The 24,869-nt window shown below is 48.6% G+C and carries 29 protein-coding genes; 16 read left to right on the forward strand and 13 right to left on the reverse strand.

Going from position 1 to position 24,869, the window contains the following annotated elements; translation table 11 throughout:
• Nucleotides 1-3 precede the first annotated feature (3 nt).
• Nucleotides 4-1,047, reverse strand: a complete 1,044-nt coding sequence (selD, locus tag ACJHWT_RS06525) for a selenide, water dikinase SelD (protein ID WP_001298241.1) — start codon at nucleotides 1,045-1,047, stop codon at nucleotides 4-6.
• Nucleotides 1,048-1,163: 116 nt separating this feature from the next.
• On the reverse strand, nucleotides 1,164-1,715 hold the full coding sequence (locus tag ACJHWT_RS06530; RefSeq protein ID WP_000339269.1) for an NAD(P)H nitroreductase: 552 nt from the start codon (nucleotides 1,713-1,715) through the stop codon (nucleotides 1,164-1,166).
• A gap of 160 nt (nucleotides 1,716-1,875) precedes the next feature.
• On the opposite strand from ACJHWT_RS06530, the gene sppA reads away from it, so the two are divergent.
• The 3 genes from sppA to pncA all read left to right on the forward strand — a co-directional run bounded on the left by sppA (nucleotide 1,876) and on the right by pncA (nucleotide 5,565).
• Complete coding sequence (gene sppA, locus ACJHWT_RS06535) at nucleotides 1,876-3,732, forward strand: signal peptide peptidase SppA (protein WP_216350160.1); 1,857 nt, start codon at nucleotides 1,876-1,878, stop codon at nucleotides 3,730-3,732.
• Nucleotides 3,733-3,896: 164 nt separating this feature from the next.
• Nucleotides 3,897-4,913 (forward strand): asparaginase, encoded by a 1,017-nt coding sequence (gene ansA / locus ACJHWT_RS06540; protein ID WP_410232318.1) that lies wholly within the window; start codon nucleotides 3,897-3,899, stop codon nucleotides 4,911-4,913.
• 10 nt (nucleotides 4,914-4,923) lie between these two features.
• On the forward strand, nucleotides 4,924-5,565 hold the full coding sequence (gene pncA, locus ACJHWT_RS06545) for a bifunctional nicotinamidase/pyrazinamidase (RefSeq protein WP_001135079.1): 642 nt from the start codon (nucleotides 4,924-4,926) through the stop codon (nucleotides 5,563-5,565).
• A gap of 160 nt (nucleotides 5,566-5,725) precedes the next feature.
• On the opposite strand, the gene ACJHWT_RS06550 is transcribed toward pncA, so the two are convergent.
• Together ACJHWT_RS06550 and msrB are read right to left on the reverse strand one after the other, a co-directional pair.
• Complete coding sequence (locus ACJHWT_RS06550; RefSeq protein WP_001046791.1) at nucleotides 5,726-5,998, reverse strand: YeaC family protein; 273 nt, start codon at nucleotides 5,996-5,998, stop codon at nucleotides 5,726-5,728.
• 41 nt (nucleotides 5,999-6,039) lie between these two features.
• Nucleotides 6,040-6,453 carry a peptide-methionine (R)-S-oxide reductase MsrB gene (gene msrB / locus ACJHWT_RS06555; protein ID WP_001284618.1) on the reverse strand — a complete coding sequence of 138 codons (414 nt, stop codon included), beginning with the start codon at nucleotides 6,451-6,453 and terminating at the stop codon, nucleotides 6,040-6,042.
• A 341-nt stretch (nucleotides 6,454-6,794) separates the two neighbouring features.
• On the opposite strand from msrB, the gene gapA reads away from it, so the two are divergent.
• Both gapA and ACJHWT_RS06565 read left to right on the forward strand, forming a co-directional pair.
• The gene (gene gapA, locus ACJHWT_RS06560; protein ID WP_000153502.1) at nucleotides 6,795-7,790 is read left to right on the forward strand and encodes a glyceraldehyde-3-phosphate dehydrogenase; all 996 of its coding nucleotides are present in this window, start codon (nucleotides 6,795-6,797) and stop codon (nucleotides 7,788-7,790) included.
• 83 nt (nucleotides 7,791-7,873) lie between these two features.
• Nucleotides 7,874-8,758: a D-hexose-6-phosphate mutarotase gene (locus ACJHWT_RS06565; protein ID WP_001317874.1), complete on the forward strand. Its 885-nt coding sequence runs from the start codon at nucleotides 7,874-7,876 to the stop codon at nucleotides 8,756-8,758.
• 50 nt (nucleotides 8,759-8,808) lie between these two features.
• On the opposite strand, the gene yeaE is transcribed toward ACJHWT_RS06565, so the two are convergent.
• Both yeaE and mipA read right to left on the reverse strand, forming a co-directional pair.
• Nucleotides 8,809-9,663 carry a methylglyoxal reductase YeaE gene (gene yeaE, locus ACJHWT_RS06570; RefSeq protein ID WP_001317875.1) on the reverse strand — a complete coding sequence of 285 codons (855 nt, stop codon included), beginning with the start codon at nucleotides 9,661-9,663 and terminating at the stop codon, nucleotides 8,809-8,811.
• Nucleotides 9,664-9,752: 89 nt separating this feature from the next.
• A complete protein-coding gene (gene mipA / locus ACJHWT_RS06575) occupies nucleotides 9,753-10,499 on the reverse strand; it encodes a scaffolding protein MipA (RefSeq protein ID WP_000163771.1) in 747 nt (248 codons plus the stop codon).
• A 435-nt stretch (nucleotides 10,500-10,934) separates the two neighbouring features.
• Between mipA and yeaG the strand changes: the two genes are divergently transcribed.
• From yeaG to yeaK, 5 genes are all read left to right on the forward strand, one after another.
• Nucleotides 10,935-12,869: a protein kinase YeaG gene (gene yeaG, locus ACJHWT_RS06580; protein ID WP_001019882.1), complete on the forward strand. Its 1,935-nt coding sequence runs from the start codon at nucleotides 10,935-10,937 to the stop codon at nucleotides 12,867-12,869.
• A gap of 112 nt (nucleotides 12,870-12,981) precedes the next feature.
• A complete protein-coding gene (locus ACJHWT_RS06585) occupies nucleotides 12,982-14,265 on the forward strand; it encodes a YeaH/YhbH family protein (protein WP_000219686.1) in 1,284 nt (427 codons plus the stop codon).
• A gap of 146 nt (nucleotides 14,266-14,411) precedes the next feature.
• The gene (locus ACJHWT_RS06590; RefSeq protein ID WP_000621387.1) at nucleotides 14,412-15,887 is read left to right on the forward strand and encodes a GGDEF domain-containing protein; all 1,476 of its coding nucleotides are present in this window, start codon (nucleotides 14,412-14,414) and stop codon (nucleotides 15,885-15,887) included.
• A gap of 180 nt (nucleotides 15,888-16,067) precedes the next feature.
• Entirely contained in the window at nucleotides 16,068-17,558 is a 1,491-nt protein-coding gene (dgcJ, locus tag ACJHWT_RS06595) for a diguanylate cyclase DgcJ (RefSeq protein WP_000766137.1), read from the forward strand.
• Nucleotides 17,559-17,600: 42 nt separating this feature from the next.
• Nucleotides 17,601-18,104, forward strand: coding sequence for a mischarged aminoacyl-tRNA deacylase (yeaK, locus tag ACJHWT_RS06600; protein ID WP_000138043.1), 504 nt, complete (start codon nucleotides 17,601-17,603; stop codon nucleotides 18,102-18,104).
• Here yeaK and yoaI read toward each other — a convergent pair whose 3' ends face one another.
• Nucleotides 18,105-18,209, reverse strand: coding sequence for a small membrane protein YoaI (yoaI, locus tag ACJHWT_RS06605; protein ID WP_000999630.1), 105 nt, complete (start codon nucleotides 18,207-18,209; stop codon nucleotides 18,105-18,107).
• Between the two features lie 169 nt (nucleotides 18,210-18,378).
• Here yoaI and ACJHWT_RS06610 point away from each other — a divergent pair, with 169 nt between their 5' ends.
• Complete coding sequence (locus ACJHWT_RS06610; RefSeq protein ID WP_000460707.1) at nucleotides 18,379-18,825, forward strand: DUF441 domain-containing protein; 447 nt, start codon at nucleotides 18,379-18,381, stop codon at nucleotides 18,823-18,825.
• Here the strand turns inward: ACJHWT_RS06610 and nimR are convergent.
• Nucleotides 18,782-19,603: a DNA-binding transcriptional regulator NimR gene (nimR, locus tag ACJHWT_RS06615; protein WP_410232319.1), complete on the reverse strand. Its 822-nt coding sequence runs from the start codon at nucleotides 19,601-19,603 to the stop codon at nucleotides 18,782-18,784. The genes ACJHWT_RS06610 and nimR overlap by 44 nt on opposite strands.
• A gap of 96 nt (nucleotides 19,604-19,699) precedes the next feature.
• Between nimR and nimT the strand changes: the two genes are divergently transcribed.
• Both nimT and ACJHWT_RS06625 read left to right on the forward strand, forming a co-directional pair.
• A complete protein-coding gene (gene nimT / locus ACJHWT_RS06620) occupies nucleotides 19,700-20,881 on the forward strand; it encodes a 2-nitroimidazole transporter (RefSeq protein WP_000128463.1) in 1,182 nt (393 codons plus the stop codon).
• A 54-nt stretch (nucleotides 20,882-20,935) separates the two neighbouring features.
• Nucleotides 20,936-21,283 (forward strand): DUF488 domain-containing protein, encoded by a 348-nt coding sequence (locus tag ACJHWT_RS06625; protein WP_001317878.1) that lies wholly within the window; start codon nucleotides 20,936-20,938, stop codon nucleotides 21,281-21,283.
• Nucleotides 21,284-21,304: 21 nt separating this feature from the next.
• Here ACJHWT_RS06625 and yoaF read toward each other — a convergent pair whose 3' ends face one another.
• Nucleotides 21,305-21,559 (reverse strand): DUF333 domain-containing lipoprotein YoaF, encoded by a 255-nt coding sequence (yoaF, locus tag ACJHWT_RS06630; protein ID WP_000691930.1) that lies wholly within the window; start codon nucleotides 21,557-21,559, stop codon nucleotides 21,305-21,307.
• Nucleotides 21,560-21,741: 182 nt separating this feature from the next.
• Here yoaF and dgcP point away from each other — a divergent pair, with 182 nt between their 5' ends.
• From dgcP to yoaJ, 3 genes are read left to right on the forward strand one after another with little or no spacing between them, the layout of a single operon-like run.
• Nucleotides 21,742-22,767, forward strand: coding sequence for a diguanylate cyclase DgcP (dgcP, locus tag ACJHWT_RS06635; protein ID WP_001306169.1), 1,026 nt, complete (start codon nucleotides 21,742-21,744; stop codon nucleotides 22,765-22,767).
• Between the two features lie 32 nt (nucleotides 22,768-22,799).
• A complete protein-coding gene (locus ACJHWT_RS06640) occupies nucleotides 22,800-22,898 on the forward strand; it encodes a YoaK family small membrane protein (RefSeq protein ID WP_001219350.1) in 99 nt (32 codons plus the stop codon).
• Between the two features lie 2 nt (nucleotides 22,899-22,900).
• A complete protein-coding gene (yoaJ, locus tag ACJHWT_RS06645) occupies nucleotides 22,901-22,975 on the forward strand; it encodes a protein YoaJ (protein WP_001386836.1) in 75 nt (24 codons plus the stop codon).
• A gap of 58 nt (nucleotides 22,976-23,033) precedes the next feature.
• Here the strand turns inward: yoaJ and ACJHWT_RS06650 are convergent, their stop codons facing one another.
• From ACJHWT_RS06650 to leuE, 4 genes are all read right to left on the reverse strand, one after another.
• Nucleotides 23,034-23,282 (reverse strand): GlsB/YeaQ/YmgE family stress response membrane protein, encoded by a 249-nt coding sequence (locus tag ACJHWT_RS06650; protein WP_000512153.1) that lies wholly within the window; start codon nucleotides 23,280-23,282, stop codon nucleotides 23,034-23,036.
• Nucleotides 23,283-23,429: 147 nt separating this feature from the next.
• Nucleotides 23,430-23,612, reverse strand: coding sequence for a DUF1869 domain-containing protein (locus ACJHWT_RS06655; protein ID WP_000513737.1), 183 nt, complete (start codon nucleotides 23,610-23,612; stop codon nucleotides 23,430-23,432).
• A 3-nt stretch (nucleotides 23,613-23,615) separates the two neighbouring features.
• Complete coding sequence (gene yeaR / locus ACJHWT_RS06660) at nucleotides 23,616-23,975, reverse strand: DUF1971 domain-containing protein YeaR (RefSeq protein ID WP_000939322.1); 360 nt, start codon at nucleotides 23,973-23,975, stop codon at nucleotides 23,616-23,618.
• A gap of 172 nt (nucleotides 23,976-24,147) precedes the next feature.
• Nucleotides 24,148-24,786 (reverse strand): leucine efflux protein LeuE, encoded by a 639-nt coding sequence (gene leuE, locus ACJHWT_RS06665; protein ID WP_000457202.1) that lies wholly within the window; start codon nucleotides 24,784-24,786, stop codon nucleotides 24,148-24,150.
• Between the last annotated feature and the right edge of the window lie 83 nt (nucleotides 24,787-24,869).

Genomic DNA, 24,869 nt, shown 5'->3' on the forward strand with positions numbered 1-24,869 from the left:
GAATTAACGGATCTCAACCATGGCACGACCGCCGCGCGCTGGCACCAGTTCGCCAATCGCCGTCAGTTCAATGCCAAACTCGGCGGCTGTAGCTTTGACCTCATTTTCTGCTTCCGGCATGACCGCCAGCAGCAGACCGCCAGAAGTTTGCGGATCGCACAGCAGATCGCGCACTTCACGCGGCATTTCACCCATCAGATGACCGTAGCTGGCAAAGTTACGTTCGGTGCCGCCAGGCACTGCGCCCAACTTAATGTACTCTTCAACCCCCGGCAGTTTCGGGATCGCGTCATAGTCGACGCGCGCCTGCACACCAGCCCCCTGACACATTTCGCTTAAATGCCCCAGCAGACCAAAGCCCGTAACGTCGGTCATCGCTTTTACGCCTTCGATGTTGGCAAAGGACGCGCCTGCGATGTTCATCCGGCACATCACTTCCGTAGCCAGTCCTTGATGTTCTGGTTTCAGCAGTGATTTTTTCTCAGCCGTGGTAAGAACGCCAATCCCCAGCGGTTTCGTCAGGAACAGTTTGCATCCAGCTTGTGCGGTACTGTTTTTCTTCACCCGCTCGGTCGGTACGATCCCCGTCACCGCCAGACCAAAAATCGGCTCCGGCGCATCGATGGAGTGACCGCCAGCCAGCGCAATCCCCGCCTGACGACATGCATAGCGTCCACCTTCGGTCACTTCGCGGGCAATTTCCGGGGAAAGTTTGTTAATCGGCCAGCCGAGGATCGCAATCGCCATAATCGGTTTGCCCCCCATCGCGAAGATATCGCTGATGGCGTTAGTCGCCGCAATGCGGCCAAAATCGAAAGGATTATCAACGATCGGCATAAAGAAGTCGGTGGTGCTGATAACGCTGGTGCCATTGCCCAGATCGTACACCGCCGCATCGTCGCGGGTTTCATTACCCACAAGCAAATTCGGATCAACAAACTTCGCCTGCTCACTGTGCAGGATGGTTTCCAACACTTTTGGGGAAATTTTACAGCCGCAACCAGCGCCGTGGCTGTATTGGGTCAAACGAATCGAGTTCTCGCTCATGGACATCTCCTGTCAATGCAATCCGGGTATGGTAACCCTCATTCCGTGAAGTGATAAGTGAGAGTGTCTGAATTCCTGCGCCTTTGCTCACAATCCAGACAGTTTCGCGACAATTATCAGAAATAAGTGACAAACGGCGTCGGGTCCGGGACGTTAATCGACGTAGATGCTTTCAGCTGCGGCGTACCAAGGTAGAGAAAACCGACAATTTTATCCTGCTCACGGCAACCGAATGCTTCACGCACTACCGGACTTTCAGTTAATGCGCCACTGCGCCAGATGCCGCCAAACCCCTGGGCAACTGCTGCCATTTGCATCGCCATGACCGCGCATCCCGCAGACATTTCCTGTTCCCAGCGCGGGACTTTATGATTTTCTTCGCATTTTGCCACCACCGTTATGATGAGCGGTGCGCGGAACGGCGCATTACGCGCTTTGTCGATAGCTTTGTCATCACTACCGGCAGCAATCGCCCCCTGTTCCAATAATGCGCTGAAACGCTCGCGTCCTTCCCCTTCAATCACAAAAAAATGCCACGGTTGCATGGACTTATGGTCCGGAGCACGCATACCCGCTCGCAGTATGTTTTGCAGTTGTTCACCCGTTGGCGCAGGTTCAGCCAGGCGGGAGGCGCTACGGCGATTGATCAATAGTTCGAGTGCATCCATTTGATTAACTCCTGTCATGATATTTATTCACAAAATTAACACGAGAGTGGATTTTGTTACAGCCCAGTCCGCAATTCCTGCTGACAAGTGCCGGTTGGGTCATTACGATAACCACATCTATTGCGCCTGAAACAGGTGTGACCTTAAGTTGGGAGAATACATGCGAACCCTTTGGCGATTTATTGCCGGATTTTTTAAATGGACGTGGCGTCTGCTGAATTTCGTCCGTGAAATGGTACTTAACCTGTTCTTTATTTTTCTCGTGCTGGTTGGTGTGGGGATCTGGATGCAGGTCAGTGGTGGTGATTCGAAAGAAACGGCCAGTCGTGGCGCACTGCTGCTGGACATTTCTGGTGTGATCGTCGATAAACCCGACAGTTCTCAGCGGTTTAGTAAATTAAGCCGCCAGCTGCTTGGTGCCAGTTCCGATCGTCTGCAGGAAAACTCACTGTTTGATATCGTCAACACCATTCGCCAGGCGAAGGACGACCGCAATATCACCGGTATTGTGATGGATCTGAAAAACTTCGCAGGCGGCGACCAGCCGTCTATGCAGTACATCGGCAAAGCTCTGAAAGAGTTTCGTGATAGCGGGAAACCGGTTTATGCCGTTGGCGAGAACTACAGCCAGGGGCAATATTATCTCGCCAGTTTCGCCAATAAAATTTGGCTGTCTCCGCAAGGCGTGGTTGATCTGCACGGCTTTGCCACCAACGGTCTGTACTACAAATCATTACTGGATAAGCTGAAAGTTTCCACCCATGTGTTCCGCGTGGGTACGTATAAATCTGCCGTTGAACCGTTTATTCGTGATGATATGTCGCCGGCAGCCCGCGAAGCTGACAGCCGCTGGATTGGTGAGCTGTGGCAAAACTATCTGAATACTGTTGCCGCTAACCGCCAGATCCCTGCTCAGCAGGTATTCCCTGGCGCGCAAGGGTTGCTTGAGGGTTTAACCAAAACCGGTGGCGATACCGCGAAATATGCGCTGGAAAACAAGCTGGTCGATGCACTGGCATCGAGTGCCGAAATCGAAAAAACTCTGACCAAAGAGTTCGGCTGGAGTAAAACTGATAAAAATTATCGCGCCATCAGTTATTACGATTACGCATTGAAAACGCCGGCAGATACCGGTGACAGTATCGGTGTCGTCTTCGCTAATGGCGCAATTATGGATGGCGAGGAAACTCAGGGGAATGTTGGCGGTGATACCACTGCGGCACAAATCCGCGACGCTCGCCTTGACCCGAAAGTGAAAGCGATTGTCCTGCGTGTTAATAGCCCAGGCGGCAGCGTTACCGCGTCTGAAGTGATTCGCGCTGAACTGGCTGCCGCCAGAGCAGCGGGTAAACCTGTGGTTGTGTCGATGGGCGGTATGGCGGCATCTGGTGGTTACTGGATTTCCACGCCAGCTAATTACATTGTGGCTAACCCCAGCACCCTGACCGGTTCTATCGGTATCTTCGGCGTGATCACTACCGTAGAAAATAGTCTGGATTCGATTGGTGTTCATACCGATGGCGTCTCAACTTCACCGCTGGCAGATATTTCCATCACCAAGGCACTGCCGCCGGAAGCGCAGCAGATGATGCAGTTAAGCATTAAGAATGGCTATAAACGCTTTATCACGCTGGTTGCTGATGCGCGTCATTCGACGCCGGAGCAGATTGATAAAATCGCCCAGGGCCACGTCTGGACCGGTCAGGATGCAAAAGCTAACGGGCTGGTCGATAGTCTCGGTGATTTCGATGATGCGGTCGCCAAAGCAGCAGAGCTGGCAAAAGTGAAACAGTGGCATCTGGAATACTACGTTGATGAACCGACCTTCTTCGACAAAGTGATGGACAATATGTCTGGTTCTGTCCGGGCAATGTTGCCAGATGCGTTCCAGGCCATGTTACCTGCACCGCTGGCCTCGGTAGCCTCTACCGTTAAAAGTGAAAGTGACAAGCTGGCAGCGTTTAACGACCCACAAAACCGTTATGCGTTTTGCCTGACCTGCGCCAACGTGCGTTAAGTCTTGTACTGAGTGGCCGACAGATCGTCGGCCACATTTTTTTACCTCGACGAATCCTCTTCCCGCTGTCTCGCCCCATATTTCCTTATCCGCATAGTATCAGGTGCGCTCCCCCTGCCTCACGTATATACTTTTGCTCTTTCGATATCATTCATATCAATATCATGCAAAAGAAATCAATTTACGTCGCCTACACGGGCGGGACCATCGGGATGCAGCGTTCCGAGCAGGGTTATATTCCGGTGTCAGGTCATCTACAGCGCCAACTGGCGCTGATGCCGGAATTCCATCGCCCGGAGATGCCAGATTTCACTATTCATGAATATACGCCATTGATGGATTCTTCTGATATGACGCCAGAAGACTGGCAGCATATTGCTGAAGATATTAAAGCGCACTATGACGACTATGATGGTTTTGTCATTCTGCACGGCACAGACACGATGGCGTATACCGCCTCTGCACTGTCGTTCATGCTCGAGAATCTCGGTAAACCGGTCATTGTGACAGGGTCACAAATCCCGCTGGCTGAGTTACGCTCTGACGGACAAATTAATCTGCTGAATGCGTTGTACGTTGCGGCGAATTATCCTATCAACGAAGTAACTCTCTTTTTTAATAATCGACTGTATCGTGGCAACAGAACCACCAAAGCCCATGCCGATGGTTTTGATGCGTTTGCCTCTCCAAACCTTCCTCCGTTACTGGAAGCAGGTATCCATATTCGCCGTTTGAATACGCCACCCGCCCCGCACGGTGAAGGGGAATTGATCGTTCATCCAATCACGCCGCAACCAATTGGCGTAGTGACGATTTATCCGGGGATTTCTGCTGACGTCGTGCGCAATTTTCTGCTCCAACCTGTGAAAGCATTGATTCTGCGCTCATATGGCGTGGGTAATGCGCCACAAAACAAAGCCTTCCTGCAGGAATTACAAGAAGCCAGCGATCGCGGTATTGTGGTGGTCAACCTGACACAATGTATGTCCGGTAAAGTGAACATGGGTGGTTATGCCACCGGTAACGCCCTCGCCCATGCCGGCGTTATTGGCGGTGCAGATATGACTGTAGAAGCCACGCTAACCAAACTGCATTACCTGCTTAGCCAGGAACTTGATACTGAAACCATTCGCAAGGCCATGAGCCAAAACCTGCGTGGCGAACTGACGCCGGATGATTAAGGAGACTGCAATGCCCCCTCGCGCCCTGTTACTGGTCGATTTACAAAATGATTTCTGTGCTGGTGGCGCGCTCGCCGTGCCGGAAGGTGACAGTACGGTGGATGTCGCTAACCGCCTGATTGACTGGTGCCAGTCGCGCGGTGAAGCGGTTATCGCCAGTCAGGACTGGCACCCGGCGAATCACGGCAGTTTTGCCAGTCAGCACGGTGTAGAGCCTTATACGCCAGGCCAACTCGACGGTTTGCCACAAACCTTCTGGCCAGATCACTGTGTGCAGAACAGTGAAGGCGCACAATTACATCCGTTACTGAACCAAAAAGCGATCGCAGCGGTGTTCCATAAAGGCGAAAATCCTTTAGTTGACAGTTACAGTGCCTTTTTTGATAACGGCCGTCGGCAGAAAACCACGCTCGATGACTGGTTACGCGATCATGAAATCGATGAATTGATCATTATGGGTCTGGCTACTGACTATTGCGTGAAGTTTACCGTGCTAGACGCGTTACAGTTAGGTTATAAGGTTAATGTGATTACCGATGGTTGTCGTGGCGTGAATATCCAGCCACAGGACAGTGCGCACGCGTTTATGGAGATGTCAGCAGCTGGGGCAACGCTATATACGCTGGCAGATTGGGAAGAGACGCAGGAGTAATATTAGTTGGATTCATCTCTGGCCTACATTTCCTCAATGACATTGTAGGCCAGGTAATACTTGTTAGTGTTGCATTTAACCTACTCGCAGCTAAAACACGACATCCGAACAAGTCTATTTGCCCTCCCTTAATAACAGGCTTAAATACTAGACAACTCATTCACTTAAACATGGCAATAGGCTTTGCTGAGATACCAAAATCTTCTTTTAACTGTTGTTTGCTCTTCATGACCATCTGACCATTTGTGTCAATTGTCATATGCTGTGCTTCGGTATTATTGCGGGCTTGCCACAGCATCACCAGTTGCAGGCAGTTCTCTTTTTGTTCCTCGGTCAACGCAACGCCATCAGGCCATTTCCCCAGTTCAACGGCGGTCGACAAACGCTGGTATACCTCAGGCGTCATGCTGTTGATAATGTCATCAAGATTCATAATTTTTCCGCTCCTATGGAATAAGTTGCTGAATCGTTTTTTCAACCGTTGATTTCTTCGCCGTTTTCGCCATCGGTAAAGCGTAAAGAGGCAGAGTTAACACAATAACGTTCGCCCGTTGGCTGCGGCCCGTCGGGGAAGACATGCCCCAGATGGGCATCACAGTTACCGCAACGAATTTCTATGCGCTGCATTCCATGTGACAAGTCTTTGATATAACGAATGGATTCTTCACTCACCGGTTCGTAGAAACTGGGCCAGCCACAGCCGGAATCATACTTGGTTTGGGAATGAAATAGCGGGGCATCGCAGATCAAACAGTGATATACGCCGTCACGCTTGTTATGCAGTAAACGACCCGTAAATGGCGGTTCTGTCCCATGATTCTGCGTCACGTAAAACTGCATCTCGGACAAATTTTTTTTCAGTTCTTCTGCCGAAGGTTTATTAGCCATTTGCTCACATCTCACTTTAATCGTGCTCACATTACGCGACTGATTCTAACAAAACATTAACACCAACTGGCAAAATTTTGTCCTAAACTTGATCTCGACGAAATGGCTGCACCTAAATCGTGATGAAAATCACATTTTTATCGTAATTGCCCTTTAAAATTCGGGACGCCGACCCCATGTGGTCTCAAGCCCAAAGGAAGAGTGAGGCGAGTCAGTCGCGTAATGCTTAGGCACAGGATTGATTTGTCGCAATGATTGACACGATTCCGCTTGACGCTGCGTAAGGTTTTTGTAATTTTACAGGCAACCTTTTATTCACTAACAAATAGCTGGTGGAATATATGACTATCAAAGTAGGTATCAACGGTTTTGGCCGTATCGGTCGCATTGTTTTCCGTGCTGCTCAGAAACGTTCTGACATCGAGATCGTTGCAATCAACGACCTGTTAGACGCTGATTACATGGCATACATGCTGAAATATGACTCCACTCACGGCCGTTTCGACGGTACCGTTGAAGTGAAAGACGGTCATCTGATCGTTAACGGTAAAAAAATCCGTGTTACCGCTGAACGTGATCCGGCTAACCTGAAATGGGACGAAGTTGGTGTTGACGTTGTCGCTGAAGCAACTGGTCTGTTCCTGACTGACGAAACTGCTCGTAAACACATCACCGCTGGCGCGAAAAAAGTGGTTATGACTGGTCCGTCTAAAGACAACACTCCGATGTTCGTTAAAGGCGCTAACTTCGACAAATATGCTGGCCAGGACATCGTTTCCAACGCTTCCTGCACCACCAACTGCCTGGCTCCGCTGGCTAAAGTTATCAACGATAACTTCGGCATCATCGAAGGTCTGATGACCACCGTTCACGCTACTACCGCTACTCAGAAAACCGTTGATGGCCCGTCTCACAAAGACTGGCGCGGCGGCCGCGGTGCTTCCCAGAACATCATCCCGTCCTCTACCGGTGCTGCTAAAGCTGTAGGTAAAGTACTGCCAGAACTGAATGGCAAACTGACTGGTATGGCGTTCCGCGTTCCGACCCCGAACGTATCCGTAGTTGACCTGACCGTTCGTCTGGAAAAAGCTGCAACTTACGAGCAGATCAAAGCTGCCGTTAAAGCTGCTGCTGAAGGCGAAATGAAAGGCGTTCTGGGCTACACCGAAGATGACGTAGTATCTACCGATTTCAACGGCGAAGTTTGCACTTCCGTGTTCGATGCTAAAGCTGGTATCGCTCTGAACGACAACTTCGTGAAACTGGTATCCTGGTACGACAACGAAACCGGTTACTCCAACAAAGTTCTGGACCTGATCGCTCACATCTCCAAATAAGTTGAGATGACACTGTGATCTAAAAAGAGCGACTTCGGTCGCTCTTTTTTTTACCTGATAAAATGAAGTTAAAGGACTGCGTCATGATTAAGAAAATTTTTGCCCTTCCGGTCATCGAACAAATCTCCCCTGTCCTCTCCCGTCGTAAACTGGATGAACTGGACCTCATTGTGGTCGATCATCCCCAGGTAAAAGCCTCTTTTGCATTACAGGGCGCACACCTTCTCTCATGGAAACCTGCGGGTGAAGAAGAAGTTCTGTGGTTGAGCAATAACACACCGTTCAAAAATGGCGTCGCTATTCGCGGTGGCGTACCGGTTTGCTGGCCGTGGTTTGGTCCGGCTGCACAACAAGGTCTGCCTGCGCACGGTTTTGCCCGCAACCTGCCGTGGACGCTGAAATCACATCGTGAAGATGCTGATGGCGTAGCGCTGACTTTTGAATTGACACAAAGCGAAGAGACGAAAAAATTCTGGCCGCACGACTTTACGCTGTTAGCGCATTTCCACGTGGGTAAAACCTGTGAAATCGATCTTGAAGCACACGGCGAATTTGAAACTACCTCTGCTCTGCATACCTACTTTAACGTGGGTGATATCACTAAGGTAAGCGTCAGTGGACTGGGCGATCGCTTCATTGATAAAGTGAATGACGCGAAAGAAGATGTACTGACCGACGGTATTCAGACCTTCCCTGACCGTACCGATCGCGTGTATCTGAATCCGCAAGATTGCAGCGTGATTAATGACGAAGCGCTGAATCGTATTATCGCCGTAGGCCACCAGCATCATCTGAACGTTGTAGGCTGGAACCCAGGACCGGCGCTTTCAGTTAGCATGGGCGATATGCCGGATGATGGCTACAAGACCTTTGTTTGTGTAGAAACAGCTTACGCCTCAGAAACGCAAAAAGTCACCAAAGAGAAACCTGCACATCTGGCGCAATCCATTCGCGTTGCGAAACGTTAATTTGCGTTAGTGTTGTGTGCCGGGTGCGATGCATCCGGCACGTATCAACATCACACCATATCCAGCGCAGTTTTTCCTTTTGGTGCCGGATATGCCTTATCCAGCATAGCTAATTCCGCTGATGAAAGTTCGACCTCAAGCACAGCCGCATTTTGTTGGACATGGGCAATCGTGGCCGCTTTTGGAATCGCCATCACACCCTGATGACTGATCACCCACGCCAACAATACTTGTGCCGCGCTGATATTGTGAGCATGTGCAATTTCGTTGACTACCGCGTTTTTTAACAGCCCATTGCGCAACCGCCCGGCCTGGGCTAACGGACTGTAAGCCATCACCGGCATCTGCTGTTTCTGGCACCAGGGAAGTAGATCGTACTCAATCCCTCGTGAACCGAGATGGTAAAGCACCTGATTAGTGGCACACTGATTCCCCCCCGGCAGCTGCCAGAGTTCCTGCATATCGGCATAATCAAGGTTAGAAACGCCCCAGCGGCGGATTTTTCCCTGGGCGATCAATTTTTCCATCGCTGCGACAGTCTCTTCAAAAGCGAAACTGCCAGACCAGTGTAATAAGTAGAGATCGAGATAATCAGTATTGAGACGGCGTAAACTGGCTTCGCATGCATTTATCGCTTTTTGCCCGCCAGCATTCCACGGATAGACTTTAGAGACGAGAAAGACGTTATCACGCAGACCGATTAATGCTTCCCCAACCACTTTTTCGGCACCGCCATCGGCATACATTTCGGCGGTATCAATGAGGGTTAAACCGAGTTCAATGCCCGCGCGTAGTGCAGCAACTTCTGTTTTACGCTGACTGGCATCTTCGCCCATATACCATGTTCCCTGCCCTATGGCTGGCAGTGAGACATCGCCACTAAATTGAATCATTTTTTGTTGCATTGTTTCCTCCCAGGTATTGCACCACCGTAATGCAAAACAGGGCATGACGCCCTGTTTTTATGCACAAAATGCCCTGGAAAGATGCATTATCAGAATTTGTAGGTGATCCCGGTAGAAATCAGGCCAGTCCAGGATTTATCCACCATTGGGCTGTCAGTAACTTCATCAGACAGACGGGTGTAGCGCGCGGTACCGTAAACACTCCAGTCGCCGAGGAAGTTGTAGCTGGCGCTCAGCTCCAGGTAAGGGCTCCAGCTGTCGTTCGGGTTATAGCCACGCAGACCGCTGCGAGCGGACTCTTTGCGCGATACGCCATAATAGTATTCGTTCTGGTTTTCGCTGTTCCACTGCACACCAATACCCGGAGTCACGGTCAGGCCGCCGTTGGTGTAACGATACAACCAGGCCATATCCCAGACAATGCCGTTGCTGTTATCCAGGGTATCGCCAGCCAGGGTGGTACGCAGGTAACCGTACTGGGTAAAGTGAGCATAAGACAGACCAGCCATCATGGTGCTCTTACGGTCATCCAGGTGACGCATTTGGTGATCGCCACTGTCTTTAGCTTTGAAGTAAAGCGGCGACCAGTAAGCGGTAATTGAAAGTTTGTCCGTTGCGTCATTCCACAGGTAGTAACCACCACCTAAGCCACGGAACCAGAAGTTATCGCCTTCATAGTTGATTACCGGTACTGGGTAAACATCGGTATCGTAATCTTTATATGGGTGTTCAACGACACCTACGCCTGCGCCCAGGGAAAATTTACCTTCAGCGTGCGCTACGCCTGCAGACGTTGCGATAAGCACTCCAAGTGCCAGAAGTTTGAGTTTGGTCACAATTAATCATTCCTTAAACAAATGTTTAGCGGGCGACAAAGTTTACCCGTCAATACATCGAAACCCAACCTTTTTACGTTTTCATTTTTTAAAGTAACTGTTTAATTTTCCTGACGCAGATGACACCACGCTTACAGCCAAATGAATTTAGCGTTACCTGCGGCCCTATTGTTTACATTAATTATGCAAAATTTATGGATGAGTTGTTGATATGCCATTGAAATTAAGAAAGCCGTGCAGGCAAGTTTTCCATTTGCCATCTACGCTTAATTTTGAAGGTGTATCACCGGGCACGTTGTTCTCATCGTCGATAAAATGGCATGAGAGTTGCTGTGTTTTAGCAAGAGACGTCGTTCAGTTTACCTCTTCCGGGAGCCTCTACTATTCATATGAACGGCTCTTAACCTGTGCTAAAAAACGAAAGGACGGCATACCATGAATATATTCGATCACTATCGCCAGCGATATGAAGCTGCCAAGGACGAAGAGTTCACACTGCAGGAGTTTCTTACCACTTGTCGGCAAGATCGCAGTGCTTATGCCAACGCGGCTGAGCGGCTATTGATGGCTATTGGTGAGCCTGTCATGGTCGATACAGCCCAGGAACCCAGACTTTCTCGACTCTTTTCTAACCGGGTCATTGCACGTTATCCGGCGTTTGAAGAGTTTTACGGCATGGAAGACGCGATTGAACAGATTGTCTCTTATCTGAAACACGCGGCTCAGGGGCTGGAAGAGAAGAAACAAATCCTGTATCTGCTGGGGCCTGTGGGTGGGGGTAAATCATCGCTTGCTGAGCGACTGAAATCATTAATGCAGCTCGTGCCGATCTATGTATTAAGCGCTAACGGTGAGCGGAGCCCGGTCAACGATCATCCGTTCTGTCTTTTCAATCCGCAAGAAGATGCGCAGATTCTGGAAAAAGAGTATGGCATTCCTCGACGCTATCTTGGCACCATCATGTCGCCGTGGGCAGCAAAACGCCTGCATGAATTTGGTGGCGATATTACTAAGTTCCGGGTGGTAAAGGTCTGGCCGTCAATTCTGCAACAAATTGCTATCGCCAAAACGGAACCTGGCGATGAGAACAACCAGGACATCTCAGCGCTGGTAGGGAAAGTCGATATCCGTAAACTCGAACACTACGCGCAGAACGATCCAGACGCCTACGGATATTCTGGTGCACTGTGCCGCGCCAACCAGGGGATCATGGAGTTTGTCGAGATGTTTAAAGCACCGATAAAAGTGCTGCATCCCTTGTTAACCGCCACCCAGGAAGGTAACTACAACGGGACGGAAGGTATCTCCGCCCTGCCGTTCAACGGGATTATTCTCGCCCACTCGAACGAATCCGAATGGGTCACTTTCCGTAATAACAAAAACAACGAAGCCTTCCTCGACCGTGTTTACATCGTGAAGGTGCCGTATTGCTTGCGCATTTCCGAAGAGATCAAAATCTACGAGAAATTGCTTAATCACAGTGAATTGACTCACGCCCCCTGCGCCCCTGGCACGCTGGAAACGCTGTCACGTTTTTCTATTCTTTCGCGTCTGAAAGAGCCAGAAAACTCCAGCATTTATTCAAAGATGCGGGTTTATGATGGTGAAAGTTTGAAAGACACTGATCCCAAAGCCAAGTCGTATCAGGAATATCGTGACTACGCCGGTGTCGATGAAGGGATGAACGGTCTGTCGACGCGTTTTGCGTTTAAGATCCTCTCCCGCGTGTTCAACTTCGATCATGTAGAAGTGGCGGCCAACCCGGTTCATCTGTTCTACGTCCTGGAACAGCAGATCGAGCGCGAGCAGTTCCCGCAAGAACAGGCAGAACGCTATCTGGAGTTCCTGAAAGGTTATCTGATCCCGAAATATGCCGAGTTTATCGGCAAAGAGATCCAGACGGCCTACCTTGAATCCTATTCCGAATATGGGCAAAACATTTTCGACCGTTATGTTACCTACGCGGATTTCTGGATTCAGGATCAGGAGTATCGCGATCCTGATACCGGGCAGTTGTTTGACCGCGAGTCTCTTAACGCCGAGCTGGAGAAAATCGAGAAACCGGCGGGGATCAGTAATCCAAAAGATTTCCGCAACGAGATTGTTAACTTCGTACTGCGCGCCAGAGCGAATAACAGCGGACGCAATCCGAACTGGACCAGCTATGAAAAACTGCGCACGGTTATTGAGAAGAAAATGTTCTCCAATACCGAGGAGCTGTTGCCGGTTATTTCGTTTAACGCCAAAACGTCAACCGACGAGCAGAAGAAACATGACGACTTTGTCGACCGTATGATGGAAAAAGGCTACACCCGTAAACAGGTGCGTTTACTGTGCGAATGGTATTTGCGCGTACGTAAATCGTCTTAACAACCCTGGCCCGGTACACATGCTATCGGGCCTACAACGACAGCGAACCGTGGGCCAGAGAAGCGGCAACACAGGCGTAGCATAAAGTTGGCAAATGTAGTACGGGGGGCATATGACCTGGTTTATTGACCGGCGTCTGAACGGCAAAAACAAAAGCATGGTGAATCGCCAGCGTTTTTTACGCCGTTATAAAGCGCAAATTAAACAGTCGATCTCCGAGGCCATTAATAAGCGTTCGGTGACTGACGTCGACAGCGGCGAGTCCGTATCCATTCCCACGGAAGATATTAGCGAACCGATGTTTCATCAGGGGCGTGGCGGTCTGCGCCACCGCGTGCATCCGGGCAATGACCATTTCGTCCAGAACGACCGAATTGAACGTCCCCAGGGTGGCGGCGGAGGTTCCGGCAGCGGTCAGGGCCAGGCCAGCCAGGATGGTGAAGGTCAGGATGAATTCGTCTTTCAGATTTCGAAAGATGAGTATCTTGATCTGCTCTTTGAAGATTTGGCTTTACCGAATCTGAAACAAAACCAACAACGCCAGCTGACCGAATATAAAACGCATCGGGCGGGTTATACCGCTAACGGCGTTCCGGCCAATATCAGCGTTGTGCGTTCATTGCAGAACTCACTGGCGCGGCGCACAGCCATGACGGCGGGCAAGCGGCGGGAACTTCATGCGCTGGAAGAGAATTTGGCCATCATCAGCAACAGTGAACCTGCGCAACTGCTGGAAGAGGAACGTCTGCGCAAAGAAATTGCAGAATTACGTGCCAAAATCGAACGCGTCCCTTTCATTGACACCTTCGATTTACGTTACAAGAACTACGAGAAGCGGCCCGATCCCTCCAGCCAGGCAGTGATGTTTTGCCTGATGGACGTTTCCGGTTCAATGGATCAGTCCACTAAAGATATGGCTAAACGTTTTTATATTCTGCTGTATCTGTTCCTCAGCAGAACATATAAGAACGTGGAAGTCGTATACATCCGCCATCATACCCAGGCGAAAGAAGTCGATGAACATGAGTTTTTCTACTCGCAGGAAACAGGCGGCACCATTGTTTCCAGCGCCCTGAAACTGATGGATGAGGTAGTGAAAGAGCGTTATAACCCGGCACAGTGGAATATTTACGCTGCACAAGCATCGGACGGCGATAACTGGGCCGATGACTCTCCGCTTTGCCATGAAATCCTGGCGAAAAAATTATTACCCGTCGTTCGTTATTACAGCTATATCGAAATTACCCGTCGTGCACATCAGACATTGTGGCGAGAATATGAGCATCTGCAATCTACTTTCGACAACTTTGCGATGCAGCATATCCGCGACCAGGATGATATTTATCCGGTGTTCCGTGAACTGTTTCATAAACAAAATGCAACAGCTAAAGACTAAAACTGTCAGCCGGGTCATTATCGCCTGGCTGATTTTTAGCTCACTGTAAATTATCTCATTTATTACATACATTAGCTTACAATCGCTTTAAATATGACAGCATAACCTTTACACAATTTAGTTCCAGAAAACAATCATTCGGAAAAATGATTCGGTCAACACGTATTTCCCTGGGGTTATTCTTTAATTATTTTTTATCGTTAACGAAAATTGATCCTGGTCAAAACTATATATCTCTGCCATCAATAAAATCCAGCACTCACATTGCTCTCCTTTTTATGGCTTCTATGGGTACACAAAAATTAAAAGCTCAAGGCTTTTTTATTTTCAGCTTATTGCTGACGTTAATTTTATTTTGCATTACTACCTTATATAACGAAAACACGAATGTAAAACTCATCCCACAGATGAATTACCTGATGGTTGTTGTGGCTTTGTTTTTCCTTAACGCCGTCATTTTTCTTTTCATGTTAATGAAGTATTTCACTAACAAACAAATTTTACCAACACTCATTTTAAGCCTTGCATTTTTAAGTGGCCTTATCTATTTAGTTGAAACCATTGTAATTATCCATAAACCAATCAACGGCAGTACACTGATCCAGACAAAGTCGAATGATGTTTCTATTTTCTATATTTTCCGCCAACTCAGTTTCATTTGTTTAACCTCGCTGGCGCTCTTTTGTTATGGGAAAGACAACATCCTTGACAACAATAAGAAAAAAACTGGCATTCTGTTACTGGCGCTGATTCCTTTTTTAGTTTTTCCCCTTCTGGCACACAATCTGAGCAGTTATAACGCTGACTATTCTTTGTATGTCGTCGATTACTGTCCGGACAACCATACTGCGACCTGGGGAATCAACTATACAAAAATATTGGTTTGTCTGTGGGCATTTTTACTGTTCTTTATTATCATGCGTACACGATTAGCCAGCGAACTATGGCCGTTAATAGCATTATTATGTCTGGCATCGCTATGCTGCAACTTACTTCTACTAACTCTGGATGAGTATAATTACACCATCTGGTATATCAGTCGCGGGATTGAAGTTTCCAGTAAACTGTTTGTTGTGTCTTTTCTGATTTATAACATTTTTCAGGAACTGCAACTCTCCAGCAAACTGGCAGTTCATGATGTACTGACCAATATTTATAATCGGCGCTACTTTTTCAACAGCGTAGAGTCATTATTGTCGCGACCTGTTGTTAAGGACTTCTGTGTCATGCTGGTTGATATTAATCAGTTCAAACGCATCAATGCCCAATGGGGACATCGTGTGGGTGATAAAGTGCTGGTTTCAATTGTCGATATTATCCAGCAAAGCATCCGCCCCGATGATATTTTAGCGCGACTGGAGGGTGAGGTGTTTGGCTTGCTATTTACCGAACTCAATAGTGCCCAGGCAAAAATCATTGCGGAACGTATGCGTAAAAATGTCGAACTCCTGACCGGCTTTAGTAACAGATATGATGTTCCTGAGCAAATGACCATCAGTATTGGCACGGTTTTTTCAACGGGTGACACACGTAATATCTCGCTTGTCATGACGGAAGCAGATAAAGCCTTACGCGAAGCGAAAAGCGAGGGGGGCAACAAAGTGATTATTCATCATATTTAAGTGCAAAAATATTCAGAGCCATGCTTTTTGCGTGGCTTTTGCATACAATTTATTACTATTACCCCTAAATTTCCCCTCCCCAGCGGCGCAGAGATGAGTATAATTAGCGCCCCTGTGCCAGGCCGCAATCGAACTTTATCTGGTTTTCTCGTTTCACTAACCGAAGGAGTGCCATTTATCATGAAATTGCACCATAGAATGCTCCGGCATTTTATCGCCGCAAGTGTCATTGTGCTGACATCTTCCTTCCTTATTTTTGAACTTGTCGCCAGCGACAGAGCAATGAGTGCCTATCTGCGCTATATCGTGCAGAGAGCAGACTCCTCCTTTCTTTATGATAAGTATCAGAATCAGAGTATTGCCGCGCATGTGATGCGCGCTCTCGCTGCTGAGCAGTCGGAAGTGTCGCCAGAACAGCGGCGCGCCATCTGCGAGGCTTTTGAGTCTGCCAATAATACCCATGGCTTAAACCTGACTGCCCATAAATACCCTGGCTTACGCGGCACACTACAAACCGCATCCACTGACTGTGACACAATTGTGGAAGCTGCTGCACTATTACCCGCTTTTGATCAGGCAGTGGAAGGCAACCGCCACCAGGATGATTACGGTTCAGGTCTTGGGATGGCCGAAGAGAAATTTCACTATTATCTCGATCTCAATGACCGCTATGTCTATTTTTATGAGCCGGTTAATGTTGAGTACTTTGCGATGAATAACTGGTCCTTCCTGCAGTCAGGAAGTATTGGCATCGATCGCAAAGATATTGAAAAGGTATTTACCGGGCGTACCGTATTATCGAGCATTTACCAGGATCAGCGTACTAAACAGAACGTGATGAGTTTACTGACGCCGGTATATGTCGCAGGGCAGCTAAAAGGGATTGTGCTGCTGGATATTAACAAAAACAATCTGCGGAATATCTTTTACACTCATGACCGCCCTCTCCTCTGGCGTTTTCTCAATGTCACGCTAACTGATACAGATTCGGGGCGCGACATTATCATCAACCAGAGCGAAGATAATCTGTTCCAGTATGTCAGTTACGTCCATGACTTACCGGGCGGCATTCGTGTCTCGTTATCCATTGATATTCTTTACTTTATCACGTCTTCGTGGAAAAGCGTTCTGTTCTGGATTTTGACGGCGTTAATTTTGCTGAATATGGTGCGGATGCACTTCCGTTTATACCAAAACGTGTCGCGAGAAAATATTAGTGATGCGATGACTGGACTGTATAATCGCAAAATTTTAACCCCTGAACTGGAGCAGCGGTTGCAGAAGCTGGTGCAATCCGGTTCTTCGGTGATGTTTATTGCAATTGACATGGACAAGTTAAAGCAAATAAATGACACCCTCGGTCATCAGGAGGGGGATTTAGCGATTACGTTATTAGCTCAGGCGATTAAACAATCGATTCGTAAAAGTGATTATGCCATCCGACTCGGTGGCGATGAATTCTGCATCATTCTTGTCGATTCGACGCCGCAAATTGCAGCACAACTGCCTGAACGTATCGAAAAACGTCTGCAACATATCGCGCCGCAGAAAGAGATCGGCTTCTCTTCCGGTATTTACGCGATGAAAGAAAACGATACGTTACATGATGCGTATAAAGCTTCCGATGAGCGTTTATATGTCAATAAGCAGAACAAAAACAGCCGTTCATGATAACCTTCTGTGGTTGTTTGCTTGTAATCTCAGGAGCATGAAATGACTGAAATGGCTAAAGGAAGCGTGACGCATCAGCGGTTAATCGCTTTATTATCACAAGAAGGTGCTGACTTCCGCGTCGTTACCCATGAAGCGGTAGGTAAATGTGAAGCGGTGTCAGAAATTCGTGGCACCGCTTTAGGCCAGGGGGCTAAGGCACTGGTATGTAAAGTCAAAGGCAATGGTGTAAATCAACATGTTCTGGCGATCCTCGCGGCCGATCAACAGGCCGATCTGAGCCAACTCGCCAGCCATATAGGCGGATTACGCGCTTCGTTGGCCAGCCCGGCGGAAGTCGATGAACTCACAGGCTGTGTCTTCGGCGCGATCCCCCCTTTCAGCTTCCATCCAAAACTCAAACTGGTTGCCGATCCCCTACTCTTCGAACGATTTGATGAAATCGCCTTCAATGCAGGCATGCTGGATAAATCCGTTATTTTGAAAACCGCGGATTATTTGCGCATTGCGCAACCAGAACTGGTCAATTTCCGCCGCACTGCGTAACTAGCCTGTCCGTTCGATAAGAAGAACGGACAAAACCAGCACAACAGCAATGGCAAAAAACGATGACGTGATAATCAGTGTCTCGACGAACATTTGATCGTTCATAGTATGCCCCCGGGAGATAGTTGTTTTCACGTTATTGTTAGCGTGCGCAAATGGCAGTTTGATGACAGTTCGCCTGATTTTTTATGCAAAAAACGTAAAGATTTTCTACTTCCTTCCTGCAGCAAGCGTAAAGTAAGCAGGCTTATTATTTTTTGGCAAGGAAACCACGATGTTTGATGTCACTTTGCTGATCCTGCTCGGGTTAGCTGCGCTGGGCTTTATCAGTCATAACACCACTGTCGCCGTTTCAATTCTGGTGTTAATCATTGTCCGCGTCACACCGTTAAGCACCTTTTTCCCGTGGATTGAAAAACAGGGGCTAAGTATCGGGATAATCATTCTGACGATTGGCGTTATGGCTCCCATCGCCAGCGGGACGCTACCGCCCTCAACCCTGATTCACTCGTTTCTGAACTGGAAATCGCTGGTGGCAATTGCAGTCGGTGTTATTGTCTCCTGGCTGGGGGGGCGCGGCGTGACGTTAATGGGCAGCCAGCCGCAACTGGTCGCCGGGCTGCTGGTGGGCACTGTTTTAGGCGTGGCGCTGTTTCGCGGCGTACCGGTTGGCCCGCTTATTGCCGCGGGTCTGGTTTCGCTAATTGTGGGGAAACAGTAGTTAATCCCGCAATATATCGGCCTGGCGTTTGCCCCAGGCCTTTCTTAAACATAGTAATAAAGGCCGTTGTTGAATCATACCCCAGCGTATGAGCAACTTTCTGTACAGTATCGCCTTTCACTAATCCCTGAAGCGCCATAATCAGCTGTAACTGCTGACGCCACGGGCGAAAACTCAACCCCGTCTCTTTCACTATCAGCCGGGCAAGATTGCGTTCACTCATCGCAAAAAAGCCAGCCCATTGCCCCAATGAGCCCCACTCGACGGGCTCTTTCGCCATCATCTCCACCATTGTGCGGATTTTAGGATGAGAAGAAACGGGCAGGTGCAGCTGTTGTTGTGGCTGCTGAGGGAGTTCATCAAACAGGACCTGAATTAATCTGCGGGTCATCGGCTCAGCACGCTGAGTCGTCGTCCTGTTTGCCAGGGTTAAAATTAATTCCCGGCATAAGGGCGATATTTTCAATGTGCAACAGGTTGTCGGCATTGTCACTGCGCTGGGTTCGATAAACAGAAAACAGAGTTCAGCGTTAGCTGTCACTTGATTGCTATGTTCCACCCCTCCCGGTATCCAAACCGCATATTGTGGCGGCACCATCCACAAAGCATTTTCCACCGTACAGGTAATTGCACCATGTAGTGCCAGTATCAACTGTCCTTTGCGGTGCTGATGTACAGGACTGGTTAACTCATCCGTTCCGGCGTGAATACAAAATGCGACCGCGGCTTCATGGTGTCGGTCGGGTTCATAGCCATTGAGATTCAACCTGTGCATCATTTTGTCCGAATTTAGCGATATTTTGTCATTTTAGCTTGATTCAACATAACAATAAAAACGGTAAGGTACAGCCTCGTTTGTAACAATGAGAAGCATATGACCTGTTCAACTTCATTAAGCGGCAAAAACAGGATTGTCCTTATCGCTGGCATTCTGATGATTGCCACAACATTACGCGTCACCTTTACCGGCGCAGCACCGTTACTGGATACGATTCGTTCCGCTTACTCGCTAACGACGGCGCAAACCGGCTTATTGACCACCCTGCCATTATTAGCCTTTGCGCTAATCTCACCGCTGGCCGCCCCGGTGGCGCGACGTTTTGGTATGGAACGTAGCCTGTTTGCCGCGTTACTTTTGATCTGTGCAGGTATCGCAATTCGCTCTCTCCCTTCGCCTTACTTATTATTTGGCGGTACAGCGATCATTGGCGGTGGGATTGCATTAGGCAATGTCTTACTGCCAGGATTAATTAAACGCGATTTCCCTCATTCCGTCGCCAGACTTACCGGCGCATATTCCCTGACAATGGGAGCTGCAGCGGCACTGGGATCGGCGATGGTAGTGCCGCTGGCTTTGAACGGTTTTGGCTGGCGAGGCGCGTTGCTCATGCTGATGTGTTTTCCTCTGCTGGCTCTTTTTTTATGGCTGCCACAGTGGCGAAGCCAACAACATGCAAATTTGAGCACCTCACGCGCCTTACATACTCGGGGTATCTGGCGTTCGCCGCTTGCCTGGCAGGTAACATTGTTTCTTGGGATCAACTCACTCGTCTATTACGTGATTATTGGCTGGCTTCCGGCGATCCTCATCAGTCACGGCTATAGCGAAGCACAGGCGGGTTCACTGCATGGTTTGCTGCAACTAGCCACAGCAGCTCCCGGTTTGCTGATCCCACTTTTCTTGCATCATGTGAAAGATCAGCGTGGTATTGCAGCGTTCGTTGCCTTGATGTGCGCAGTGGGCGCGGTTGGGCTCTGCTTTATGCCAGCGCACGCGATCACCTGGACTCTGCTTTTCGGCTTTGGTTCCGGCGCAACAATGATACTGGGGTTGACGTTCATTGGTCTGCGGGCAAGTTCTGCGCATCAGGCGGCGGCACTCTCGGGGATGGCACAATCCGTCGGGTATTTGCTGGCAGCCTGTGGGCCGCCGCTGATGGGTAAAATACACGATGCTAACGGTGACTGGTCCGTACCACTGATGGGTGTTGCAATACTTTCACTACTGATGGCGATTTTCGGACTTTGCGCCGGGAGAGACAAAGAAATTCGCTAATATCCGGTGCTATAGTGACGTGACAAATCATGCGTGAAAGGGAGAACAAACACGATGAATATTCAGTGCAAACGCGTTTATGATCCGGCTGAACAGAGCGATGGTTATCGCGTACTGGTCGACCGCCTCTGGCCGCGCGGTATCAAAAAAACCGATTTAGCCCTTGATGAGTGGGATAAAGAAATCACGCCGTCAACGGAACTGCGCAAAGCCTTTCACGGCGAAGTCGTCGATTTTGCAACCTTTCGCGAGCAATATCTTGCAGAACTGGCGCAACACGAGCAAGAAGGAAAGCGGCTGGCGAACATCGCCAAAAAACAGCCGCTGACCCTGCTCTACTCAGCAAAAAACACCACGCAGAACCATGCGCTGGTGCTGGCAGACTGGCTACGTAGCTTGTGATTTTAGTACGCCATCCGGCGGTTATTTTTCACCAGCCGGATGGTCCCGTCGCCACAATGCCCATTCATCAATCGTTTCACCGCCCGGTAATTTGCAATTGTTGCTGACCCCTTGCGCTGTCTGCACAGGAATGAGCGTCCCGCCCTTCTGCTGGCAATAGACCGACGCCGGATTTGCCATACCAATCTGCGGCGGTTTAGGTGCTTCTGGCTGAGAAGGGGTTGAACAACCAGCCAGGACCAGCAAGCAAGGCAGAACAAAACTGATAATTTTCATTTATTGATCTCACATATTTATCCAGACTTAGAGTATCGCGGTATCGTTTTGTTTTGCAGCACTATTTTTATTACATTCACTCAAATCATATTACGCCTTGTTTCATCTTTGTTGATGATGTTTTATCATGCCTGCAAAGATTAAATAATCAGCATTTACCCGCCGTATCCTGGAGTTGTTTCGTGTCAGATCAGATTATCGCCCGCGTCTCGCAATCCCTTGCCAAAGAACAGTCACTGGAAAGCCTGGTCCGACAGCTTCTGGAGATGCTGGAAATGGTCACTGATATGGAATCAACCTACCTGACCAAAGTGGATGTCGAAGCGCGCCTGCAGCATATAATGTTTGCCCGTAACAGCCAGAAAATGCACATCCCGGAGAATTTTACCGTCTCGTGGGATTACTCGTTATGCAAACGCGCCATTGATGAAAACTGCTTTTTCAGCGATGAAGTCCCTGACCGTTGGGGCGACTGTATTGCGGCACGCAATCTTGGCATCACCACATTTCTGAGCACGCCAATTCACTTACCGGATGGATCATTCTATGGCACGCTTTGCGCCGCCAGTAGTGAGAAGCGCCAGTGGAGTGAACGCGCGGAACAGGTTTTACAGTTATTCGCCGGACTGATTGCACAATATATTCAAAAAGAGGCACTGGTTGAACAGCTGCGCGAAGCCAATGCTGCGCTGATTGCGCAATCGTATACCGACTCGTTAACCGGGCTACCGAATCGGCGGGCGATTTTTGAAAATCTGACGACGCTGTTTTCTCTCGCCCGACATCTTAACCATAAGATAATGATCGCGTTTATCGATCTGGATAACTTCAAATTAATCAACGATCGTTTTGGTCATAATAGTGGTGATTTGTTCCTCATTCAGGTTGGCGAGCGCCTTAATACGCTCCAGCAAAATGGCGAAGTTATTGGTCGTCTCGGCGGTGATGAGTTTTTGGTTGTTTCACTGAACAACGAGAATGCGGATATTTCGTCTCTGCGAGAACGTATTCAACAGCAAATACGTGGAGAATATCACTTAGGTGACGTTGATTTGTATTATCCCGGTGCCAGTCTTGGCATAGTAGAAGTCGATCCTGAAACGACCGATGCAGACAGTGCCCTGCATGCTGCCGATATCGCGATGTATCAGGAGAAAAAACACAAACAGAAAACACCTTTTGTCGCGCATCCAGCGCTACATTCCTGAGGCGTATTCACATCCTTTTGATTGGTGATAACATGCGAATCGGTATTATTTTTCCGGTTGTAATCTTTATTACAGCGGTCGTATTTTTAGCATGGTTTTTTATTGGCGGCTATGCTGCCCCGGGAGCATAAAGATGAAAAAAACAACGATTATTATGATGGGTGTGGCGATTATTGTCGTACTCGGCACTGAGCTGGGATGGTGGTAACGTCACATCTAGAAAATAGCAAAGGCTGCCTGTGTGCAGCCTTTGTGCAATTTACGCGTTAACTTTTAATCTTTCTGTAGATAAACAGCACGACAATCGCGCCAATAACGGCAACCACGAAGCTGCCAAAATTGAAGCCATCGACTTTACCAAAGCCAAACAGCGTGCTGATCCATCCGCCGACTACGGCACCGACTATCCCCAGCAGGATGGTCATAAAGAATCCACCACCATCTTTACCTGGCATGATCCACTTCGCCAGAATACCGGCAATAAGCCCAAAAATAATCCATGACAGAATGCCCATTGTTTCCTCACTTATCTGTTTTGCATTAGCGGGTTAGTCGCTGATAAAAAGCATAGCACAACATCGTGAGGGCAAGATTTGTGACGAGCATCACGGAGGATTTTTTTGCGATGGCGCAGAAATTGCGCCATCAACGATCAGTGATAATTACCAACCACAAACATCATGTTCGTTTTCCGTGTCATAAGAACGCACGGTATTCACCAGATCTTTTATCACTTCAGCCGCCACTTCTGGCACCAGCAAAGTCATCGGCGTCTCTGTTTCATAATCGACAGAAACGCCATTGCTGTTATTGGTGACGGTCACGGTATACGTTGCTTTGCCCATGATTCATTTCCCGTTATGAATGACTTTCCGTTGTTGCGCACCTTCCATCAGGACTTCAGGAGCAACGAAGAAGTCAATGTTGAAATAAGTGTCGTCAGTCATGGCTTCAATGTTGTGCCACTTTTCTGGAGGGAACACAGCAAACTGCCCCGCTTCGATAAGGATCACTTGATCAGGCTCTGTACTGTGTTCATCAGCGTAGCCGAGATATTTGACCGCCCCATGCATAACGGAAAGGCGTGGGTAAACCCCCGGGCGCGTTCCTTTATCAAGATGACGTTCGAATATTCCGGCAGGCGCAGTTTGTTTATTCCAGAAAGGCGTTGAGCGCGTATGAATATAATTCTGTGGGATTTGCAGCATCCTTTTCCCTCCTTCGGTGAATGCGCTGAAAACGGTTTATTTCAGCCGTTTCAGGGTACGCCTGATAATTTGCATTTTAAATACCATTTATTGGTTACTATTTAGCACCGTATCAGAGAAGAATCAGGGAGGATTACAGGTGGGAAGCCCGCGACAACGCGGGCTGAATGCATCAGGACTGGAGCGTCGCCAGTCGGGCGGCGAAACCCACAAACATCAAACCAATCAGTGAGTTGCCCACTTTAGCCAGTTTCTTTTTGGTACGTATGTACTGCGTGACAAAAGCACCAGAAATAATCAGGAAGCTCAAATAGCAGAAACTCACCAGTTCCAGCGTCGTCGCCAGAATAAAGAATGAAATTCCCGTATGTGGGGCATTAACATCGATAAACTGTACGAAAAACGACACATAGAACAAAATGGCTTTCGGATTAGTCAGGCTCAAAATTAACGCGCGTTTAAAAATGGCACCGTATTGGGGCTCATCGGATTTGGCCTCGTTATTTTTACCCTTCAGGGTCGCGTAGAGAATTTTACTCCCCAGATAGAGCAAATAAAATGCACCAAGATAACGTACAATGTTGAATAATATCGGGGTGGTCTTAATTAATGTCGCCACTCCAGCCCATGCCAGAAACATCAATACCGCATCGCCAATAAATACACCACAGGCCGCAAGATAACCGCCTTTCATACCGCTACTGACGCTATTTTTGAGTACAAACAGGGTATTTGGCCCTGGCACCAACACAATAAAAATGGCCCCAACCAGATAGGTCCAGTAATTCAGAACCCCGTATTCAGCGAACACATTAACCTCTTTAATTATCTTTCGATCATGCGCGATTAAAGGTGAATATGCTAACCAATCTGTAGCTGCTTAGAAAGGAGAAA

The sequence above is a fragment of the Escherichia sp. WS338 genome, assembly GCF_046486405.1.
GTDB lineage: Bacteria > Pseudomonadota > Gammaproteobacteria > Enterobacterales > Enterobacteriaceae > Escherichia > Escherichia coli.

Coding starts and splice junctions, on each gene's coding strand:
- selD (WP_001298241.1), bottom strand. CDS start 1,047: ATGAGCGAGAACTCGATTCGTTTGACCCAATACAGCCACGGCGCTGGT.
- ACJHWT_RS06530 (WP_000339269.1), bottom strand. CDS start 1,715: ATGGATGCACTCGAACTATTGATCAATCGCCGTAGCGCCTCCCGCCTG.
- sppA (WP_216350160.1), top strand. CDS start 1,876: ATGCGAACCCTTTGGCGATTTATTGCCGGATTTTTTAAATGGACGTGG.
- ansA (WP_410232318.1), top strand. CDS start 3,897: ATGCAAAAGAAATCAATTTACGTCGCCTACACGGGCGGGACCATCGGG.
- pncA (WP_001135079.1), top strand. CDS start 4,924: ATGCCCCCTCGCGCCCTGTTACTGGTCGATTTACAAAATGATTTCTGT.
- ACJHWT_RS06550 (WP_001046791.1), bottom strand. CDS start 5,998: ATGAATCTTGATGACATTATCAACAGCATGACGCCTGAGGTATACCAG.
- msrB (WP_001284618.1), bottom strand. CDS start 6,453: ATGGCTAATAAACCTTCGGCAGAAGAACTGAAAAAAAATTTGTCCGAG.
- gapA (WP_000153502.1), top strand. CDS start 6,795: ATGACTATCAAAGTAGGTATCAACGGTTTTGGCCGTATCGGTCGCATT.
- ACJHWT_RS06565 (WP_001317874.1), top strand. CDS start 7,874: ATGATTAAGAAAATTTTTGCCCTTCCGGTCATCGAACAAATCTCCCCT.
- yeaE (WP_001317875.1), bottom strand. CDS start 9,663: ATGCAACAAAAAATGATTCAATTTAGTGGCGATGTCTCACTGCCAGCC.
- yeaG (WP_001019882.1), top strand. CDS start 10,935: ATGAATATATTCGATCACTATCGCCAGCGATATGAAGCTGCCAAGGAC.
- ACJHWT_RS06585 (WP_000219686.1), top strand. CDS start 12,982: ATGACCTGGTTTATTGACCGGCGTCTGAACGGCAAAAACAAAAGCATG.
- ACJHWT_RS06590 (WP_000621387.1), top strand. CDS start 14,412: ATGATTCGGTCAACACGTATTTCCCTGGGGTTATTCTTTAATTATTTT.
- dgcJ (WP_000766137.1), top strand. CDS start 16,068: ATGAAATTGCACCATAGAATGCTCCGGCATTTTATCGCCGCAAGTGTC.
- yeaK (WP_000138043.1), top strand. CDS start 17,601: ATGACTGAAATGGCTAAAGGAAGCGTGACGCATCAGCGGTTAATCGCT.
- yoaI (WP_000999630.1), bottom strand. CDS start 18,209: ATGAACGATCAAATGTTCGTCGAGACACTGATTATCACGTCATCGTTT.
- ACJHWT_RS06610 (WP_000460707.1), top strand. CDS start 18,379: ATGTTTGATGTCACTTTGCTGATCCTGCTCGGGTTAGCTGCGCTGGGC.
- nimR (WP_410232319.1), bottom strand. CDS start 19,603: ATGATGCACAGGTTGAATCTCAATGGCTATGAACCCGACCGACACCAT.
- nimT (WP_000128463.1), top strand. CDS start 19,700: ATGACCTGTTCAACTTCATTAAGCGGCAAAAACAGGATTGTCCTTATC.
- ACJHWT_RS06625 (WP_001317878.1), top strand. CDS start 20,936: ATGAATATTCAGTGCAAACGCGTTTATGATCCGGCTGAACAGAGCGAT.
- yoaF (WP_000691930.1), bottom strand. CDS start 21,559: ATGAAAATTATCAGTTTTGTTCTGCCTTGCTTGCTGGTCCTGGCTGGT.
- ACJHWT_RS06640 (WP_001219350.1), top strand. CDS start 22,800: ATGCGAATCGGTATTATTTTTCCGGTTGTAATCTTTATTACAGCGGTC.
- ACJHWT_RS06650 (WP_000512153.1), bottom strand. CDS start 23,282: ATGGGCATTCTGTCATGGATTATTTTTGGGCTTATTGCCGGTATTCTG.
- ACJHWT_RS06655 (WP_000513737.1), bottom strand. CDS start 23,612: ATGGGCAAAGCAACGTATACCGTGACCGTCACCAATAACAGCAATGGC.
- yeaR (WP_000939322.1), bottom strand. CDS start 23,975: ATGCTGCAAATCCCACAGAATTATATTCATACGCGCTCAACGCCTTTC.